At 65.1% G+C, this 17947-nt stretch carries 17 protein-coding genes; 12 read left to right on the plus strand and 5 right to left on the minus strand.

Annotated features, from left to right (window positions below):
* Positions 1-135 precede the first annotated feature (135 nt).
* Complete coding sequence (locus XH93_RS40215; RefSeq protein WP_194471681.1) at positions 136-1308, plus strand: acyl-CoA dehydrogenase family protein; 1173 nt, start codon at positions 136-138, stop codon at positions 1306-1308.
* Positions 1309-1445: 137 nt separating this feature from the next.
* Here the strand turns inward: XH93_RS40215 and XH93_RS40220 are convergent, their stop codons facing one another.
* Positions 1446-2027: a VOC family protein gene (locus tag XH93_RS40220; protein WP_194471682.1), complete on the minus strand. Its 582-nt coding sequence runs from the start codon at positions 2025-2027 to the stop codon at positions 1446-1448.
* A gap of 150 nt (positions 2028-2177) precedes the next feature.
* Between XH93_RS40220 and XH93_RS40225 the strand changes: the two genes are divergently transcribed.
* Entirely contained in the window at positions 2178-3158 is a 981-nt protein-coding gene (locus XH93_RS40225; protein WP_194471683.1) for an AraC family transcriptional regulator, read from the plus strand.
* A 92-nt stretch (positions 3159-3250) separates the two neighbouring features.
* A complete protein-coding gene (locus XH93_RS40230) occupies positions 3251-3493 on the plus strand; it encodes a hypothetical protein (RefSeq protein WP_194471684.1) in 243 nt (80 codons plus the stop codon).
* Positions 3494-3636: 143 nt separating this feature from the next.
* Here the strand turns inward: XH93_RS40230 and XH93_RS40235 are convergent, their stop codons facing one another.
* Complete coding sequence (locus XH93_RS40235; RefSeq protein WP_194471685.1) at positions 3637-3927, minus strand: DUF1330 domain-containing protein; 291 nt, start codon at positions 3925-3927, stop codon at positions 3637-3639.
* A 284-nt stretch (positions 3928-4211) separates the two neighbouring features.
* Here XH93_RS40235 and XH93_RS40240 point away from each other — a divergent pair, with 284 nt between their 5' ends.
* Together XH93_RS40240 and XH93_RS40245 are read left to right on the plus strand one after the other, a co-directional pair.
* Positions 4212-5006, plus strand: coding sequence for a hypothetical protein (locus tag XH93_RS40240; RefSeq protein ID WP_194471686.1), 795 nt, complete (start codon positions 4212-4214; stop codon positions 5004-5006).
* A 215-nt stretch (positions 5007-5221) separates the two neighbouring features.
* Positions 5222-7189: a methyl-accepting chemotaxis protein gene (locus tag XH93_RS40245; protein WP_194471687.1), complete on the plus strand. Its 1968-nt coding sequence runs from the start codon at positions 5222-5224 to the stop codon at positions 7187-7189.
* A gap of 184 nt (positions 7190-7373) precedes the next feature.
* Here XH93_RS40245 and XH93_RS40250 read toward each other — a convergent pair whose 3' ends face one another.
* Entirely contained in the window at positions 7374-7706 is a 333-nt protein-coding gene (locus tag XH93_RS40250; protein ID WP_246799441.1) for a sterol desaturase family protein, read from the minus strand.
* A gap of 147 nt (positions 7707-7853) precedes the next feature.
* On the opposite strand from XH93_RS40250, the gene XH93_RS40255 reads away from it, so the two are divergent.
* Genes XH93_RS40255 through XH93_RS40265 form a run of 3 tightly spaced genes read left to right on the plus strand, consistent with a single transcriptional unit; the run spans position 7854 to position 9738 of the window.
* Positions 7854-8459 carry a TetR/AcrR family transcriptional regulator gene (locus XH93_RS40255; protein WP_194471688.1) on the plus strand — a complete coding sequence of 202 codons (606 nt, stop codon included), beginning with the start codon at positions 7854-7856 and terminating at the stop codon, positions 8457-8459.
* A 12-nt stretch (positions 8460-8471) separates the two neighbouring features.
* A complete protein-coding gene (locus tag XH93_RS40260; RefSeq protein ID WP_194471689.1) occupies positions 8472-9248 on the plus strand; it encodes a sulfite exporter TauE/SafE family protein in 777 nt (258 codons plus the stop codon).
* A gap of 28 nt (positions 9249-9276) precedes the next feature.
* Positions 9277-9738, plus strand: coding sequence for a DUF1801 domain-containing protein (locus tag XH93_RS40265; RefSeq protein ID WP_194471690.1), 462 nt, complete (start codon positions 9277-9279; stop codon positions 9736-9738).
* Positions 9739-10089: 351 nt separating this feature from the next.
* Here the strand turns inward: XH93_RS40265 and XH93_RS40270 are convergent, their stop codons facing one another.
* Both XH93_RS40270 and XH93_RS40275 read right to left on the minus strand, forming a co-directional pair.
* The gene (locus XH93_RS40270) at positions 10090-12303 is read right to left on the minus strand and encodes a bifunctional diguanylate cyclase/phosphodiesterase (RefSeq protein WP_194471691.1); all 2214 of its coding nucleotides are present in this window, start codon (positions 12301-12303) and stop codon (positions 10090-10092) included.
* A gap of 331 nt (positions 12304-12634) precedes the next feature.
* Entirely contained in the window at positions 12635-13015 is a 381-nt protein-coding gene (locus XH93_RS40275; RefSeq protein WP_194475523.1) for a L,D-transpeptidase, read from the minus strand.
* 355 nt (positions 13016-13370) lie between these two features.
* Here XH93_RS40275 and mepA point away from each other — a divergent pair, with 355 nt between their 5' ends.
* The 4 genes from mepA (at position 13371) to modA (ending at position 17888) form a co-directional block, all read left to right on the plus strand.
* Complete coding sequence (gene mepA, locus XH93_RS40280) at positions 13371-14318, plus strand: penicillin-insensitive murein endopeptidase (protein ID WP_194471692.1); 948 nt, start codon at positions 13371-13373, stop codon at positions 14316-14318.
* The gene (locus tag XH93_RS40285) at positions 14296-15903 is read left to right on the plus strand and encodes a serine hydrolase (RefSeq protein WP_210340429.1); all 1608 of its coding nucleotides are present in this window, start codon (positions 14296-14298) and stop codon (positions 15901-15903) included. The genes mepA and XH93_RS40285 overlap by 23 nt, the downstream gene beginning before the upstream one ends.
* Before the next feature lie 270 nt (positions 15904-16173).
* Positions 16174-16683: a hypothetical protein gene (locus XH93_RS40290; protein ID WP_194471694.1), complete on the plus strand. Its 510-nt coding sequence runs from the start codon at positions 16174-16176 to the stop codon at positions 16681-16683.
* A 419-nt stretch (positions 16684-17102) separates the two neighbouring features.
* Positions 17103-17888 carry a molybdate ABC transporter substrate-binding protein gene (modA, locus tag XH93_RS40295; protein ID WP_194471695.1) on the plus strand — a complete coding sequence of 262 codons (786 nt, stop codon included), beginning with the start codon at positions 17103-17105 and terminating at the stop codon, positions 17886-17888.
* The last annotated feature ends 59 nt before the right edge of the window (positions 17889-17947 follow it).

The raw sequence follows: 17947 nt of genomic DNA on the forward strand, positions 1-17947 counted from the left end.
CGTCGCGGCGTCACACGGCGGCGCCGCCGGGATAGCTGATCTGCGCGCGCGCCGACCCGCCTTGCCCTCTCCCGCCGGATGGGCCACCATCGCGCGCCCGCCCAACAACAACGCCAAAACGGGGCAGAGGAACGCATGAACAAGCTGCAAGAATTCGATCTCGCCGCGCGGGCCCGCGCGCTGGCGCCGCTGATCTCAGCCGACGCCGACGAGATCGAGCGGACGCGGCGGCTGACGCCGGCCGTCACAGCGGCGCTGGTCGAGAACGGCCTCTATCGCGCGCTGCTGCCGAAGCGTTTTGGCGGCGCCGAGGCGACGCTGGAAGCCTTCATGCAGATGCAGGAGGAGATCGCCAAGGCCGACGCCTCGACGGCGTGGTGCCTCGGCCAGTGCAGCGTCTGCGCCATGACGGCGGCCTATCTCGAGCCCGACGTGGCCCACGAGATCTTCAACACCCCGCCCGGCATTCTCGCCTGGGGCGCGATCGCGCACGAGGTCCGCGCCGAGCCCGGCGGCTATCGCGCCAGCGCGCGCTGGGACTTTGCCTCCGGCTCGCGGCAGGCGAGCTGGCTCGGCGCCCATGTCCGCGTCGTCGAGGCCGACGGCACGCCGCGCAAGAAGGCTGACGGTTCGCCGGAGATCCGCACCATCCTGTTCCCGATGTCGCAGGCTGTGATGTACGACGTCTGGGACGTGATCGGGCTGAAGGGCACCGGCACCGATTCCTATTCGGTCGACAACCTCTTCATCCCGGAGAAATTCGCCGCGCTGCGCGACGATCCCGCGGCGTGCCGCGAGAGCGGGCCGCTCTACAAGCTCTCCACCAACATGGTGTTCAGCATGGGCTTTGCCGCGACCTCGCTCGGCGTCGCCCGCGCCATGCTGGATGCGGCGACCGAGCTTGCGCGCAGCAAGACTCCGCAGGGCCTGAAGTCGATGCGCGACAACAACGCGGTGCAGGGCCAGATCGGCCGCACCGAGGCCAGCCTGCGCGCCGCGCGCGCCTATCTCTACACCACCGCCAATGAGGTCTGGCGCGACCTCGTGCGCGGCGAGCCGCTCACCGAGGCGCATCGCATCGCAATCCGCATCGCCTCGACCTGGACCATCCACCAGTGCGCGTCCGTGGTCGACATCGCCTATCACATGTCGGGGGCCACCGCGGTGTTCGCAAAAAATCCGTTCGAGCGGCGGTTTCGCGACATGCACGCGATCGCGCAGCAGATCCAGGCCCGCGACACCCAGTATGAGGACGCCGGCAAGGCGATCCTGGCGGGGAATCTCGGCGCACCGCCGACGGCGCGGTAGGGCGCGTGCCCATAAATCGGCCTGGCGACGAACGTCCGCATGACCCTTGGGAGCGGACCAAAGAGGCGCACCTGGTCAGTCGACTAAGGGCCAACGGCTGACATTTGCGAAACGAAGATAAAAGCCTGACTTCGGCTTCAGCTCGGTGGTCCAAATCTTGGGACATCGGTGCGATCAACGAGCGCCGCTGTGCCTTCGTGCGGCCGAAGCTCGGCAAAATTCAACGCGGCGTCAATATCGTTCTCCCAGACTTCGCGCGGGAGATCGTAGACAAGTTCGACGCCATATCCGTTGGGATCGTGAATATACACACTATGTGTCATACCGTGGTCGATACGACGGTCGAATTCCAAGCCTTTGTTTTGAAGATATCCGAGCCGATTCAACCATGCCTCGCGGCTCGGATACGTGATCGCGATGTGGTTGATCGCAATCGGCATGTCCCACATTTTCCATTCGCTGGGCGGCGGTGGAAGGTTTGGATTCTCGACCAGTGCAAGGTCATGATGGTGGACGCCCGCGGTCCCGATACCGCTGTAGAACCGCATTCGTGGGGTAGGCGGGCCGCCGGGTCGCTGCCGGAACTCCCCAACGAGGCATAACCCGACGACCTCAGTCCAGAATTGATGGCTCTCGTCCATGTTGCGGACGTTAAGCACGACGTGGTTTACACCGACCGGTACACCTGGCCGGCTGTTTGCTGCCTCGACCGATCCCATCGCGTTGCCTCCTTAAACGTCGCCAGATAACGGAAATTAGTCGTTTCGGCGATGCAATAGCGGGGCATTTGTAGCGGGCGTTTGAGTGTACTGGTATGCTCCCTTGTCTGCTTTTCTTGCTCGATCGTCCGGTAAGAGAGTTGCGCGACGATGGATGTTCTCTCGGATGTGCTGAAAGCAGTGCGTCTGACCGGCGCAATCTTCTTCGAGCGGCATCTCCATGCCCCTTGGGTCGGTGAGTCGCCCCCCTCGGCCACAATTGCTTCCATGGTCATGCCCGATGCGCAGCACGTGATCAGCTTCCATGCCATCCTGTCGGGCTCCTGCTGGGCTGGACTGGCCGGCAGTCCCGAGTCGAACCGGCGTTTTTCTGCAGGCGACATCGTCATCTATCCGATGGGCGACGCTAATGTCTTGAGCTCAGCGCAGGGCATGCGAGGACTTCCCGATCTACAGGAATACGCTCGGCCGCAAGGCCGGCCGCTGCCGATTGTCACCCGTCTGCATAATGACGGCGCCGACTATTGTCATCTGATTTGCGGCTATTTCGGCTGCGATGCACGACCGTTCAATCCTCTGCTTGAAGCGCTGCCGCGCATGCTGCTCCGCCAGATGTCGGCGGCAGCGCAAGGCTGGCTTTCCAGCATGCTCCGTGTTGCCGCGGAGGAGGCCGCCTGCGGTAGCGCCGGAAGCGAGAGCTTGCTGGCGAGGCTTGCCGAGTTGATGTTCGTCGAAGTGGTGCGTCAGCATATCGCTCACCTCCCGGATGATTCGAATGGTTGGCTGTCCGGACTGAAGCACCGACACGTTGGACACGCATTGCGGCTCATCCATGGGCAGCCGGAGAAGCCATGGACCTTGGCCGAACTGGCCCGCCAAGTCGGACTTTCGCGATCAGTCTTCGCCGAACGGTTCGCGCACTATGTCGGCGTTTCACCAATGCACTATCTTGTCCGTTGGCGCATGCAACTGGCGATCAAGCATCTGGCGGTCCCGGGAACCAGCGTTGCACAGGCGGGCGCGGAAGTCGGGTATGAGTCCGAAGCTGCGTTCAATCGCGCCTTCAAGAAATATGTTGGCGTACCGCCCGGTTCATGGCGAAGAGGAAAGTCGCCTCGAAATCCGGAGTGACCTGCCCATTACGTGACACGTGGCCGAGTTCGGATACGAGCGCCGTTCGGCCCCACGCGGCTTCTCGGCGCGACAACCGCACCGAGGCCAGCTTGCGCGCCGCCTGCGCCGAGAGCATCGCCTCGACCTGGACCATCCACCAGTGCGCATCCGTGGTCGACGTCGCCTATCACATCACATGTCGGGGGCGACCACGGTGTTCGCACGGAATCGAGCGGCGGTTTCGCGATGTGCACGCGATCGCGCAGCAGATCCATGCCCGCGACACCCAGTTCGAGGACGCCGGCAAGACGATCCTGGCGGGCAACCTCGGCGCTCCGCCGACGGCGCGGTAAGGCGCGAGAAGTCAGATTAAACCAGGGCGTGTGCTCATAAATCCACCATGTCGACACTACCCCCTAATCCGGACGTTGCCGGGTGGCCACGGCATGTCGGTTTTGGGCCAACAGCGGACACCAACGTGCGGCCCAGCGAGCCATCAGCCGAGGCCCTCCACGCCGACCAAACGCGCTGAGCTGCAAGAGTCTCTTATGCTTTTGAGTCCTTGGTACGTTGCGCCATTGTAAAAGGCCTCAAATGCCGCGATTGACGGGAATTCCAGCAAGACAATCCTGCGAGGTTCCCAATCTCCTTCGTAGACCTTGTGAGCTCCGCCTCGAGCCAGATATTTGCCACCGGCCATCTCCAGCGCGGGCTTCACACCCGACATGAATTCCTGGTATTGCTTTGGGTCACGAATATCGACGTCAAAAATCACGTAAGCCGCCATTTGCGGTCTCCCGGTCCAGTTGTATCGAACGCCGCTCCCCAGCGAGGCAGCATCGGGGGCTGCATCCGCTCGCGTCAAATCAAATGTCCACAAGGGGTCAAAGGGCGACATCAGCCACAGGTCCAGCCATGTCCGTGAAGGGCCAGTGCGGCTGTCGGGAGACACGGAGTCATCCGAAGACATCTGGTTTCGTGTGATCAACCGAGTGTCCGTTGGACGGGTCAATCATGTATGATCCGTCCGAACGCCGAACATTATCTTCGAGCTCCGGGAGACCGCCGTTGATGCAAAACATCCATCCAACGCCAGAGCCACATCTGACCCGCGTCGGGCTCGACGACCGCCTTGTGGTGCTCGCTAGGACGCTGCACGCACCTGAACCGGCGATGGAAGTTGCTCTTAGGGAAAATGCAATGAATTGGGCGCGCTTGGGGAAGACGTGCCTCGGTCAAGCGCTTTATCGGCACCGCTCGTTCTTTCAAAACCCGTCGGGCTCCCTCGTGTGGAGCCATGTCGAACTGAGTTATTTTCGCGGCCTCGTCCCTTGGGATGTCACCAAAGACCTTGTCGTTAATCGACAACCGACAGACGCGAACCTTCTGCGCGCAGAGATTCTCCTGACAACCCCGTCGTCGTTTCTTCTGCCGCTCGATTGGCAAGGCCTGGCTGATCGGTCGAAGCGGCTGGCGTCACTGGAGTTCATCCGAGTGGAGCCTGCATTTTTCGGCGAGTACCGGAACGTCATGCGCGATTATTGTGGCCCTGCGGCAGAGAAGCTCCTGCGGACCGGCAAGTTCGGAACGTTCAGGGCGATGGAGACGGCAGCGGTGCTCTATCACGACCCTGCGCTGACGATCGACTGGAATCAAATCCACCTTTGCGAGTTGACCCCCGAGGGCTTTCAAGGATTTGGCCCGGAGTTTAAGGCTGCACTGCGGGACGAGCCGTCCAGCCCCGCCGACAATTCCAATGTATTTGCCGACCTCGATCGCATACGTACGGTTCCCTATTGGACCTTTAACGATCCCGTCGTGGAAGCAGACACCGCAATCGCGCAGGAAGGCAGGCGGATACCGTGATCGGAGGCTATCAGACTCGGACTCGCTGCGGCACCCATGCAACGGATCTGCGGCCCGACTGATTCAACTCGAGCTCATTGCGCTTTAGCTGCACGGTACGAAGGTAGCACCGGCGGCAGGGGTCGCGGCTCGAATATCGGCGGCAACAACATCCGGTTGTTAAGCTTTTTCTGAGACATTGCGGCCGGCGCTAATGCCTGGAGTCCGCCCGTCCCATGTTCACGCTTCGATCGATTGCCGCCCGCCTGATCCTGGCGATTTCCCTCACGGTCGCGGTGGCCTGCGCCATCCTCGGGGGCTTCTCCATCAGCCAGCAGCGGGCGCTGACCCGGCTCGCGCTCGATCAGCAGCTCAAGCTGCAGTATGACAGCGTGATTGCGGCGATCGACTATGAGGGCCGCGCCGCGCTCGCGGTCTCGGCGGTGATCGCCGCGCTGCCGCCGGTCGGCGATGCCATCGCCAAGGGCGACCGCGACGGCCTCGGCAGGCTGCTCGGCGACCCCGGTGCGGCGATCAAGGCGCAAGGCATCCCGCTGATCTCGTTCTGGCAGGGCCCGGCGACCAGCTTCTACCGGGTCCACGCGCCAAAAGTGTTCGGCGACGACGCCTCGACGCGGCGGACCACGGTGGTGGAATCGATCAGGGACGGCAAGCCGATCGTCGGCGTCGAGCCCGGCCGCGAAGCGCTCTCGATCTTCGGCATGACCCCGATCATGCGCGACGGCAAGACGCTGGCCAATGTCGACGTCGGCGCCGCCTTCGGCAAGGAATTCGTCGACCGCGCCAAGAAGCGCTTCGGCATCGACCTCGCCGTGCATTCGTTCGACGGCCAGAGCTTTAAGCGGCTGTCCTCGACCTTCGGCGACACCGTGGTCGCGACCCAGGACGAGCTCAGAAGCGTGATGAACGGCGCCGCGCTGCTGCGCGACGCGACGCTCGACGGCCATGCGGTCGAGCTCTATCTCGGGCAGATCAAGAACTATGCCGGCCACCCGGTCGCCGTGCTCGAGATCGTCAAGGACACCAGCGACTATGAAGCCGCCGCCGCCAGCGCGCAGCGCAACCTGATCCTCGGCACGGTCGCGATCCTGGCCGCCGCCGTGCTGCTCGCCTTCCTGCTCGGCCGCGGCCTGTCACGGCCGCTCACCGCGATCACCGCGGTGATGAACCGGCTGTCCAGCGGCGACACCAGCGTCACGATTCCCGGCAGCGAGCGCCGCGACGAGCTCGGCACCATGGCCAAGGCGGTCGACGTGTTCCGCCGCAGCATGATCGAGACTTCCTCGCTGCGCGAGGCGCAGGAGGCCGACAAGGCGAAGGGCGAGGCCGAGAAGCGCGCCCTGCAGCGGCAGATGGCCGACCGCTTCGAAGCCGACGTCAAGGGCGTGGTCGCTGCGGTCGCCCATGCGACCTGCGACATGCAGCGCGTCGCCCGCGAGATCACCACCAGCGTCAACGGCGCCTCGGAACGGACCTCGGCGGCGGCTGTCGCCTCCGAGGCGGCCTCGGCCAGTGTCAATGCGGTGGCTGCCGCGACCGAGGAGCTGGCGTCCTCGATCACCGAGATCGGCCGTCAGGTCACCCACTCCGCCCACGTTGCCGACAACGCCGTGGTGAAGGCCAGGGAAACCACCGACATGGTGACCAGCCTCGCGGCATCCGCCGAGAAGATCGGCGACGTGCTGCGCCTGATCAGCGCGATCGCCAGCCAAACCAACCTGCTGGCGCTCAATGCCACCATCGAGGCCGCGCGCGCCGGCGAGGCCGGCCGCGGCTTTGCGGTGGTCGCCGCCGAGGTCAAGGGACTGGCCAGCCAGACCGCGAAGGCGACCGAAGAGATCGCGGGCCAGGTCAGCGCGATCCAGTCGGCCACCGGCAACTGCGTCAGCGCGATCGGCGACATCAGCGGCACCATCCGCGAGATCTCGGGCATCGCCACCGCGATCGCGGCCGCCGTCGAGCAGCAGGATTCGGCGACGCGCGAGATCGCCCGCAGCGTGCAGCAGGCATCGGCCGGCACCGGCGAGGTCTCCGCCAACGTCGCCGGCGCGAGCGCGGCCGCCGGCCAGTCCCGCGCCCTCACCGGCAACGTGCTGCAGGCCGCAAGCCAGCTCGGAGAAGAGGCCTCCGCGCTGTCGCACAGCGTCGACACCTTCCTCGCCGGACTGCGCAACGCGGCGTAGTCCTGGCGCGTGATATTCACCATGACCCGTCACCCTGAGGTGGCCGCTTCTTCAGCGGCCCTCGAAGGGTCGACGGCCACTGGCGGGGCCGTGCATCCTTCGAAGCTCGCAAGAGCTCGCACCTCAGGATGACGGAGCGAGAGGCGTACGCCTCGGCCAATGGCGCAGTAGTCCTGGAACGTAATCACGGCCACGGCAGCATTGGCGGCGGGGCGGACGGCTCCACCTCGTCGTGCGCCGGCGCTGCCGACTTTCCCCACTCGCGCATGAACGGCATCTTGGACAAACCGCGCAGCGACTGCTTCTTGGCATCGTCGAAGCCGTCGAGGCCGTAGCGCAGCTCGGCGAAGCGCGGGCCGCGATTGTAGGTGCCGCCGAGCCGGTCCCAGATCGAGAGCAGGTTCGAATAGTTGCTGTCGGTCTCCGGCTGGTGCCGCGAGTGATGCAGCTTGTGCATGTTCGGCGTCACGAAGACGAGCCGCAGCCAACGGTCGAGCCGCTCGGGCAGGCGGATCATGCGAGTCACTCTCTCTCTTTACAAAACGAATATTCGTTCTTTATACTGAATGCGAACCACCGTCAAGATGGCGGCCCGGCCGGTCGCCTGGTCGCTGCCCGCTGCAAACGCCGGACGACCACGCGCGAGACCCAACAAGGACCGACCATGCCGAAGGTGAAACCCGAGACGCTCGCGATCCGCCGCGAGGAGATTCTACGCGCAGCGGAGATCTGCTTTGCGCGCCAGGGCTTTCACCAGACCACGATCCAGGACGTGATCAAGCAGTCGGGGCTCAGCGCGGGCTGCATCTACGGGCATTTCACCGGCAAGGAGGAATTGATCCAGGCGATCGGCGAGAGCCGTCATGAGCGCGACAGCGCCCTGCTCGCCGTCAAGGCCGGCACGGACGATCCGCTGCAGAGCCTGCGCGCGATCGCCCGCGGCTTTCTCGGCGATTTGCAGAAGGAAGACGGCTTGCGCGCCCGCCGAGTCGCGCTGCAGCTCTGGGCGGAAGCGCTGCGCGACGACGTGGTGCGCGACCAGGTGGTCGGCGGCATCCGCCAACCGATCGCGCTGATCATCGACCTGTTGCGGCGCGGCCAGAAGAGCGGCGCGATCGACCGCAGCGTGCAGCCGCGCGCCGCCGCGCGGGCGATGGTCGCCATGTTCCAGGGCATCGTGCTGCAGCGGCTGTGGGGCGAGACGGTCTCGACATCGGAGGCCATGCAGGCCTTCGACATCTTCCTCGCCGGCCTTGCCGCACGGCGCTAACGGAGAAGCGCGATGCACGACCTCCTCGCCGGCATCGCCACCGGCCTCGCCGGCGGTCTGACCGCCGGGCTGCTCGGCGTCAGCCCCGGCGGCGGGCTCGTCGTGTTCTCGGTGCTGCTGCTCGGCGCCGGGCAGCATGTCGCGCAGGGCATCTCGCTGGTTGCGCAGGTGCCGCCGACCAGTCTTGCCGGCATCCGGCGCTATTGGCAAAGCGGCAACCGCACGCCGCTGCGCTGGATCGCGCTGCTGACGATCGGCTTTGTCACAGGCGGCGCGGCCGGCGCGCTCGCGGCAAACCACGTCGCGGGCCCGGCGCTGCGCTGGAGCTATGTGGCTTATCTCGTCGCGCTCGATGCGATGCTGATCCTGCGCGGTGGGCGCGACAAGACCGAGGATGACGACGCAGGCGCCAAGCGTGACGCATCATGGCCGGCCCTGCTCGTCGTCGGCCTGCTCGCCGGCTTGTCATCGGGATTCCTCGGCATCGGCGGCGGGCTGGCGACCGTGGTGGGATTGAGCGCCGTGCTCGGCGTCCCGCAACATCAGGCCCAGATGGCGAGCCTCGTGATGTCGCTGATCCCGACCACGATCCCCTCGGCCTGGATCTACTGGAGCGAAGGTTCGCTCGCGTCATGGCCGGTGCTGACCGGCGTCATCATCGGCCTGCTCGCCGGCACCGATCTCGGCGCCCGCGCCGCCAACCGCATCGACCGCACGACGCTGCGCAGCGCAATGATCTTCTTCGTCTCGCTGATGGCGCTCTATATGACCTTCAAGGCGCTGTGGTAGATTGCTGCACCCCCGTCGCGGAGTGCCCATGCGCAAACCGGCCAATCGAGCGACCAGCAAGCCTCGCACGCAAGCAACCGCCGCAGGCCCCGCGCAGACACTGTTCGGAGGTTATCCCGCGCCGATCAAGGCAAAGCTGTTGGCGTTGCGCCGCCTGATCTTCGACACAGCGAAGACGACTGAGGGCGTCGGCGCGCTGCAGGAGACGTTGAAGTGGGGCCAGCCAAGCTATCTCACGGTGGAGACCGGAAGCGGCAGCACTGTTCGAATCGATCAGGTGAAGCCGGCCGCGAACCAGGTCGCGGTGTATTTTCATTGCCAGACCAACCTGGTCGAGACGTTTCGCGAGCTCTATCCGGAGCTCAGCTACAGCGGCAATCGCGCGATCCTGCTCGACGTCAAAAACAAGCTGCCCGAGGCCGCGCTGCGCCACTGCGTGGCGCTGGCGCTGACGTATCATTTGCGGCGGAAGCCGGACCGCGGGACATAGTGTATCCACCGTCATTGCGAGCGCAGCGAAGCAATCCATCGTTCCGCATACGCGGAGAGATGGATTGCTTCGCTTTGCTCGCAATGACGTGGTTGATAGAGCCGTCCGCCCCTACGTCACCAGCGCGGCGCTCGCGGCTCCGGGCTGTGCCCGCAGGCCGGCCCCCGGATATCGCTGCGCTCATCCGGGCTACGAGCTACAATTCCATCCACCGTCATTGCGAGGCGCGAAGCGACGAAGCAATCCATCGTTCCGCATACGCGGAGGGATGGATTGCTTCGCGGAGCCTGTCATCGGGCGCGCGTTCGCGCGACCCGTTGGCTCGCAATGACGTCGCGGTGATTCCTTGCTCTACGCCACCAGCGCCGCGCTCGCCACAGCCCCACGCTGGGCCCGCAGCAGGCTGATGACCTCGGCGTTGGGCCGGGCGCGGCTGAACAAGAAGCCCTGGCCCTCGTGGCAGCCTTCGGCGCGCAGGCAGCTCAGCTCGGCCTCGGTCTCGACGCCCTCGGCCGTGATGGTGACGCCGAGCCCGACGCCGAGGCTGACGATCGAGCGCACGATCGCCTGGGCATCGCGGTTGGCGTCGAGGTCGCGCACGAACGACTGGTCGATCTTGATCTTGTCGAACGGGAAGCTACGCAGATAACTGAGGCTCGAATAGCCGGTGCCGAAATCGTCCATCGACATCCGCACCCCGAGCGCGCGCAGCGCATGCAGCGTCGCCAGCACCTGGCTGCTCTTCTCCAGCAGCAGCGTCTCGGTGATCTCGAGCTCGAGCCGCCGCGCCGGCAGGCCGGACTGCCTGAGCGCGTCGGTGACAACCGACAGCAGATTGCCGGTGCGGAATTGCAGCGGCGACAGGTTGACCGCGACGCGGACGTCGTCCGGCCACTGCGCCGCGTCCATGCAGGCGCGATGCAGCATCAGCCCGCCGAGCGCGTTGATCAGGCCGGTTTCTTCGGCGACCGGGATGAACTCGGCGGGCGAGATCATGCCGCGCTCCGGATGCGGCCAGCGCACCAGCGCCTCGAAGCCGGTGATGCGGCCGCTGCCGAGATCGACCAGCGGCTGGTAATACGGCCGCAGGCCCTCGTTCTGGATCGCGTCGCGCAGATCGATCTCGATCTTGCGGCGGCTCTGGGCGCGCGCGTCCATCTCCGCCTCGAAGAACGAGAAGGTGCCGCGGAATTCGCTCTTGGCGCGCGACAGCGCCATGTCGGCGCTCTTCAGCAGCTTTTCGGAATCCTCGCCGTCGCCGGGCGACATCGCGATCCCGATGCTGGCGCCGATCACCACCGAATGTCCCTCGAGCAGATAGGGCTCGCCGATCGCGTCGAGAATGCGCCGCGCCAGCAGCACCGCGTCCTCCGGCCGCGTCACGCCGGCCTGCACGACCGTGAACTCGTCCGAATTGAGCCGGGCCAGCGCGTCCTCCTCGCGCAACGTCGAACGCAGCCGCTTTGCCACCCCGCGCAGCAGCTTGTCGCCGACGCCGTGGCCGAGCGTGTCGTTGACCGCCTTGAAATTGTCGAGCCCGAGCATCAGCACCGCGACCTTGTCGGTGCTGCGGCGGGTGTGCTGCAGCATCTCGTCCATCCGCTGCCGCAGCAGATTGCGGTTCGGCAGGCCGGTCAGCGCGTCGTGCTGGGCCATGAACGCCAGCCGCGCCTCGGCGCGCTTGCGCTCGGTGATGTCCATCAGCGCGAGCAGCATCGCCGGCTGGTCGCCGTGCATCAGCTGGCGCGAGTAGATCGCAAGATCGATCAGCGTGCCGTCGGCGCGCACATGCTTCCAGGTCCGCGCCGCCTGCTCGTCGCTGCTGCGCCCCGCCGCCCAGGGCAGTTCGGGATCGAACGCCTGCAGGCTCCGGATCGAGAGTTTTTCGAACTCGGCGCGGGCGTAGCCGTAATGGGCGACCGCCGCATCGTTGACGCTGAGAATTTTCTCGCCATCGAGCGCGCACAGGATCATCGGCACCGGATTGCCGTCGAACAGCAGGCGGAACGAGGCCTCGCGCTGCTTCAGCTCGGTGATGTCGACGCGCAGCCCGACGATGCCGCCATCCGAGGTCAGCCGCTCCTCGATCAGCACGACGCGGCCGTCGGCCAGCATTTGCTCATGCCGCTCGCCCGGCTGGTACATCTTCGCGAGCCGCTCGGCGATCCACTCTTCCTCGCGGCCGGCGGCCTCGGGATAATCGCCGCGCGCGACGCCGATGCGGATGGTGTCTTCGAGACGCGCGCCGTGCTCGAACAGGTCGGAGCTGCGCTGGTAGATTTCCGAATATTTCCTGTTCCAGAGAATGTAGCGGCCTTCGGAGTCCAGGAACACGATGCCCTGCGGCAGGATGTCGATCGCCTCGCGCAGCCGTGCGTTGGACTTGCGCGCCTCCGCGATCGCGGCCTCGGCTTGCGCGCGCTGGCGCACCAACTCACCGATCTCGGCGGCAGCGCGGCGCGAATTACCTGAGGGTTTCGCCATCATCTTGGGCCGGCGGCCCGGCGGGCGCGGCAGCTTGGCCCGCTTTGGCTTCTTGATCTTCTTTGGCCGCATCATCGGCATCGCACGCCCCACGCGTAGTCCAGTTCGACGACACTTCTGCGATAAGTATCTGAAAAATTGGTATCTCTCGGTATATCTCTGCGCCGGATGAGACATCGCGGCCTGCTCGCTTTGCAGGCGGCTTCGCGCAGCGCGCGAGCGATCCGCGCGCTGCAAGCGGATTCGCCGGGCGAAAGCTGCCATGCAGAAGTGACTATTCGGTAGATCGCGGCGGGATTGCACAATCAATGCGCTGAAGCAGCCCTTGCGCGCATCAATATGCGTCAACGCGCAACAGGGTTATCGCGCGGTTAAGCCGCGACGCGATCGAGCCGTCCTGCAAGTCAAAAGTCTAGTTGGTGATCTCGATCCGCGTGCTGCCGCGGCCGTTGCGCTCGACCAGCGCGTAGAGCGTCGCGGCGTGTGACGGGTGCAGCCGCACGCAGCCATGCGAGGCGGGACCGCCGAGCCGCCCGAGCTCATAGGTGCCGTGAATGGCGAAGCCGCCATAGAAGAAGATCGAATGCGGCATCGGCGAGTTATAGTATTTGCGCGAGTACCAGCGCCGCACCATCATCTGCGGACGAAACACCCCGCTCGGCGTGCCGTAGCCGTGGCGGCCGGTCGACACCGGCCAGTTGTAGCGCATCGCGCCGTCGACGCTGACGGCCATGCGCTGCGATGATTTGTCGATGTGAACCACGACGCCGGCCTCTGCCGGCGTGAACGCCATCGTCAAAACAGCAATCGCGGCCGCGAACGCCAGCCGTACGCCAAATACGCTCGTCATACTAACGCCTAACCTGAAATTATTGGGCGCATGATGTCGCCCTTAACGGGTATTTGTAAAGTGCTGCACGTCACACGCGGAGCGGGAAGCCGCCGGTAATCTTAATCCGCCCTGTGGGCGATCAAGCAATTGCGATGAAGGCGCGGTTCGCGCGCGGCAAATCCATGCTAGAGCTATTTCCGTTCCGATCGAAATCGGAACGGAGCTCCAGATTCTTGCTTTGACGCGTTTTCTTCGCGCGAACCGGTATCCACTTCGCTGGAAAACGCTCTGACCTTGCGCCGACAGAGTGATCCGAATGACACCCCGCCTGCGTCTGATCCCGCTCCTGTTCTGTGCCGTCATCGCCTGCAGCCTGTCCGCACGGGCGCAGGACAAGGGCTCCGTCAATCCGAAGCCGCTGCCGCCGCTCGCTAACCCTAACGATCCGAAGCTCGGGGCGAGGGAGTTGTTCGCGCGCAAGGTGCTGCCGGCGGAGCTGCCGACGCAGGCGATCGGCGGCTACGCCAAGGGCTGCCTCGCCGGCGGCGCGCAGATGCCGCTGAACGGCGACACCTGGCAGGTGATGCGGCTGTCGCGCAACCGCTACTGGGGCCATCCTGCCATGATCGCGCTGCTCAAGCGGCTGGCGGCCAAGGCACACAAGGACGCCGGCTGGCCAGGCATTCTGGTCGGCGACATCGGCCAGCCGCGCGGCGGCCCCGCGCTGTCCGGCCACGCCAGCCACCAGATCGGCCTCGACGCCGACATCTGGCTGACGCCGATGCCGGATCGCAAGCTGTCGCGCGAGGAGCGTGAAGAAACCTCCGCGGTAATGATGGTGCGCGACGACCGGCTCGACATCGATCCGCGGGTGTTCACGCCGGGCCATGTGCTGGTGCTGCGCGACGCGGCGCAGGAGCCGGCGGTGCAGCGCATCTTCGTCAACCCCGCGATCAAGAAGGCGCTGTGCCGCGAGGCCAAGGGCGACCGCAGCTGGCTGTCGAAGATCCGGCCGTGGTGGGGTCACGACTATCACTTCCACATCCGCATGCGATGCCCGCCCGGCAGCCCGCAATGCGAGGGACAAAAGCCGCAATCCGAGGGCGAAGGCTGCAAGCCCTCCGACCTCGCCTTCTGGTTCAAGGATTCGGTGCTGCACCCCAAGCCGCCACCGAAGCCGCCGAAGCCGCGGCCGCCGATGACACTGGCGCAGCTGCCGGTGCCCTGCAAGACCGTGCTGAATGCCCCCGACGCGAAGCAATAGGAGAGCCGACATGCCCTTCAGGATTGCGATGACGGCGGCGCTGATCGCGACGCTGCAATGTTTCGCCGGCTCGAGCACACCGGCCAACGCCGCCGATGACCAGGGAGCGCCAGGCGTCTCATCTTCGGAGATTCCCTGGCCCACCAAAGCGTGGCCGGTTTCGACGCCCGAGGAGCAAGGAATGGAGTCCGCGAGCCTTGCCCGGCTGATCGAAACTGTCGGCAGCTACAAGCAAGACAGTTTGACGATCATCCGGCACGGACGGATCGTCGCCGATGTCTATTACGCGCCCTATGTCGCCGGCATCGCCCACGACCTCAGGTCAGTGACCAAGAGCGTCGTCGGAACGCTGGTCGGAATCGAGGCCCAGCGCGGCGAGCTGGACAGCGTCGATCACGCCATCGTTGATCTCTTCTCCGACAAGCCCGTGGCCAACGATGACGACCTCAAGCGCGCGATCACGGTGCAGCACCTGCTCGACATGACATCCGGCATCAAGTGGCGCGAGCGGGCCTACACGCCGGACGAGACGATCATGCAGATGTACCGCAGCCCGAACCGCGCCGCGTTCGTGCTCGACCAGCCGATGTCGGACGCGCCGGGAAGCCAGTTTTACTACAATGGCGGCAATCCCTATCTGCTCTCCGCTTTGATCACCAGGAAGACCGGGCAGAGCGCGTTCGACTTCGCCAGGAAGGAGCTGTTCGCGCCGCTCGGCATCACCAGCGCGGCGTGGGGCCGCGTCGACGCGCAGGGCAACAGCAACGGCGAAGCCGGCCTCTATCTGGCGCCGCACGACATGGCGCGGATCGGCTATCTCTATCTCCACGACGGCATGTGGGACGGCAAGCAATTGATCCCGCGATCATGGGTGGAACGGGCGAAGGCCGGCCCGGTGCAGGCCACCTTCGGATTTCACTACGGAAATCTGTGGTGGTCGCTACCCGAGAAGGGCGCCTACATGGCGCGCGGCCGCCATTCGCAACTGATCCTGGTGCTGCCAAAACTGGACATCGTTGCGGTGATGACCGGCGTGTTGCGGGACGACGAATTTTTCTCCACCTCGCGCCTGATCGACGACATTGCAAGCGCGGTGAAATCGGAGTCCGCCTTGCCGGCGGACCCGATCGCAAAATCCCTGCTCGCCGCCGCGATCCAGCAAGCCGCGACCGAACGGCCGTCCGCGCTGGGCGGCACCTCCGAACTCGCCAAGACGATCTCGGGGCGAACCTATCGGCTTGACAAGAACGATTTGCGCGTCAGGACTTTCACCCTCACCTTCTCCGAACCGGATGCCTCGTGGCTGATCACCACGGAGACCGGCAAGCCGGATGGTATCGAGGATCGATTCACCGGACCGATGGGACTCGACGGCACGTTCCGCACCAGCCTGCCGGCGAGCTATGGCATCAATGCCGTCCGCGGCCGCTGGCTCAACGAACGTACCTTCCTGGTCGAACGCCGCATCCTGGGACATGGTGAAATGCAAACCTGGTCCCTGACATTCGACGGCAACAAGGTGGCCGTCGCGTTCGCGAATACCGACGGCACCAAGGCCGCGCTGCGTGGCGAAGCAGCGGAGTGAGCGTGCGCTTCGGCGCGATATAACGCGACACTAAAGCGCGATGAGATCAGGTTGAATCATCATCGCGCTTTAGCTCTTTGTTTGAGCATGATCTTTTCGGAAAACCGCTTCACACTTTTCCGGATCATGCTCTAGTCGCGGCCCCGCGCGGGCAGGTTTTCAATTGCCTCCGAGATGGGCTAAAAACACCTATCGGCGCGCCGCAAGCGCGTTCGAGCGAAGGATCGGGGCCGCTGATCTGTTCATCCGTCATGATTGAGTGGATTAGCCATGCACAAACCCCTCCTCACCGCATTGCTGTTGATCGTCTCCGCACCCGCTTTCGCAGCGGAGGAGCCGAGCGGCTGTGACAAGTTCAAATGGCCGATCGACCACGCGCGCGCCGCGCTCACCGCGCCGGACCGCACGAGGCTCGCATCGGGCAGCGAACAGGCGGCGCTGCCGTCGACCGCCATCACGCTGGCGCTGGTGACGCCGGCCGATGCCAAACTGCCGACGCCGCCGGAGCGCGCGCCGAAGGAGGGCACCTTCGCCGGCTTCACCAGTTTCAAGACCGCGCCGAAGGCCGGGCTCTACACCATCAGCCTCTCGGCCGGGGCCTGGATCGACGTGGTGCAGGACGGGCATGTCCTCAAGCCGAAGGCGTTTTCCGGCGCCACCGATTGCGACGGTATCCGCAAGACCGTGAAATTCGAGCTCGCCGCCAGCCCCTTCGTGCTGCAGGTCAGCGGCGCCAGGGAGAACGCGCTCTCGGTCGTGATCCAGCCGGCGGCTGAATAAGGCCGACCGGTTAGAGAATGGTGAGGTTGGGTCAAGTTAGAGCGGCATCGGAGGTTGACCTCTCCCTTGGGAGAGGTCGGCGCGTAGCGCCGGGTGAGGGGTTGCGGTCCCTCATTAGAGCTGCAGCCCCTCACCCGATTTGCTGCGCAAATCGACCTCTCCCCGTCGGGGAGAGGTGTACCGAACCCGAGGCAAAATCGATTCAACCGAACTTCATCCCGCTCGAGACGTCGATCGGTTAGACAAACGGTCGCCTTTACCGTAAGCCTCAGCCTGCTATGTTTGCAGTGCGATATCCCCGAGGACCGTAAGTCCGTCGGAGACCCGCGGAACAGCGCTTCCGTCCGTCGCAGCCCAGTACCCACCAACGCCTGATTTGCGCGCGCTCGTTCGCGCGCGAGCTCGCACGGAGCGCTTCCATGTCACGACTTGCCGGACTGTTCACTGCCATCGTCATCCTGCTCGGCGCGCTGCATTCGCCTGCCGCGGCCGAGGACAAGACGCTCACCGTCTTTGCCGCGGCCTCGATGAAGAACGCGCTCGACGACATCGACGCGGCCTACACCGCCAAGACCGGCGTCAAGATCACTGCCAGCTATGCCGCGAGCTCGGCGCTGGCCAGGCAGATCGAGCAGGGCGCGCCGGCCGACGTGTTCGTCTCCGCCGACACCGACTGGATGGACTACGCCATCAAGCAGAAGAACATCAATGAAGCGACCCGGGTGAACCTGCTCGGCAATGCGATCGTGCTGATCGCGCCGAAGGATTTCAAGATCGACAACGTCACCATCGCCTCCGGCTTCGACCTCGCCAAGCTCGCCGGCGACGGCAAGATCGCGACCGGCGACGTCAGGGCGGTGCCGGTCGGCAAATACGCCAAGGCGGCGCTGGAGAAGCTCGGCGCCTGGCAGGCCGCCGAGCCGAAATTCGCGATGGCCGAGAGCGTGCGCGCGGCGCTGACCTTGGTGGCGCGCGGCGAGGCGGTGCTCGGCATCGTCTACTCGACCGACGCCAAGGTCGAGCCCGGCGTCAAGATCGTCGGCACCTTCCCGGCCGACAGCCATCCCGCGATCATCTATCCGGTGGCGGCGACCACCACCGCGAAGCCGGAGACCGCCCAGTATCTCGCCTTCCTGCGCTCGTCCGCGGCGAAGACGATTCTCGAGAAGTACGGCTTCAAGTTCCTGATCAGCCCGACGACTTGAGACCAGCGCCGCCGATTTGACGTTCCTCCAGTGACTGCCGCGCATACGGTGAGGAACGT

Origin of the sequence: Bradyrhizobium sp. CCBAU 51753, assembly GCF_015291565.1 — a bacterium.
Classification (GTDB): Bacteria; Pseudomonadota; Alphaproteobacteria; order Rhizobiales; family Xanthobacteraceae; genus Bradyrhizobium; species Bradyrhizobium ivorense.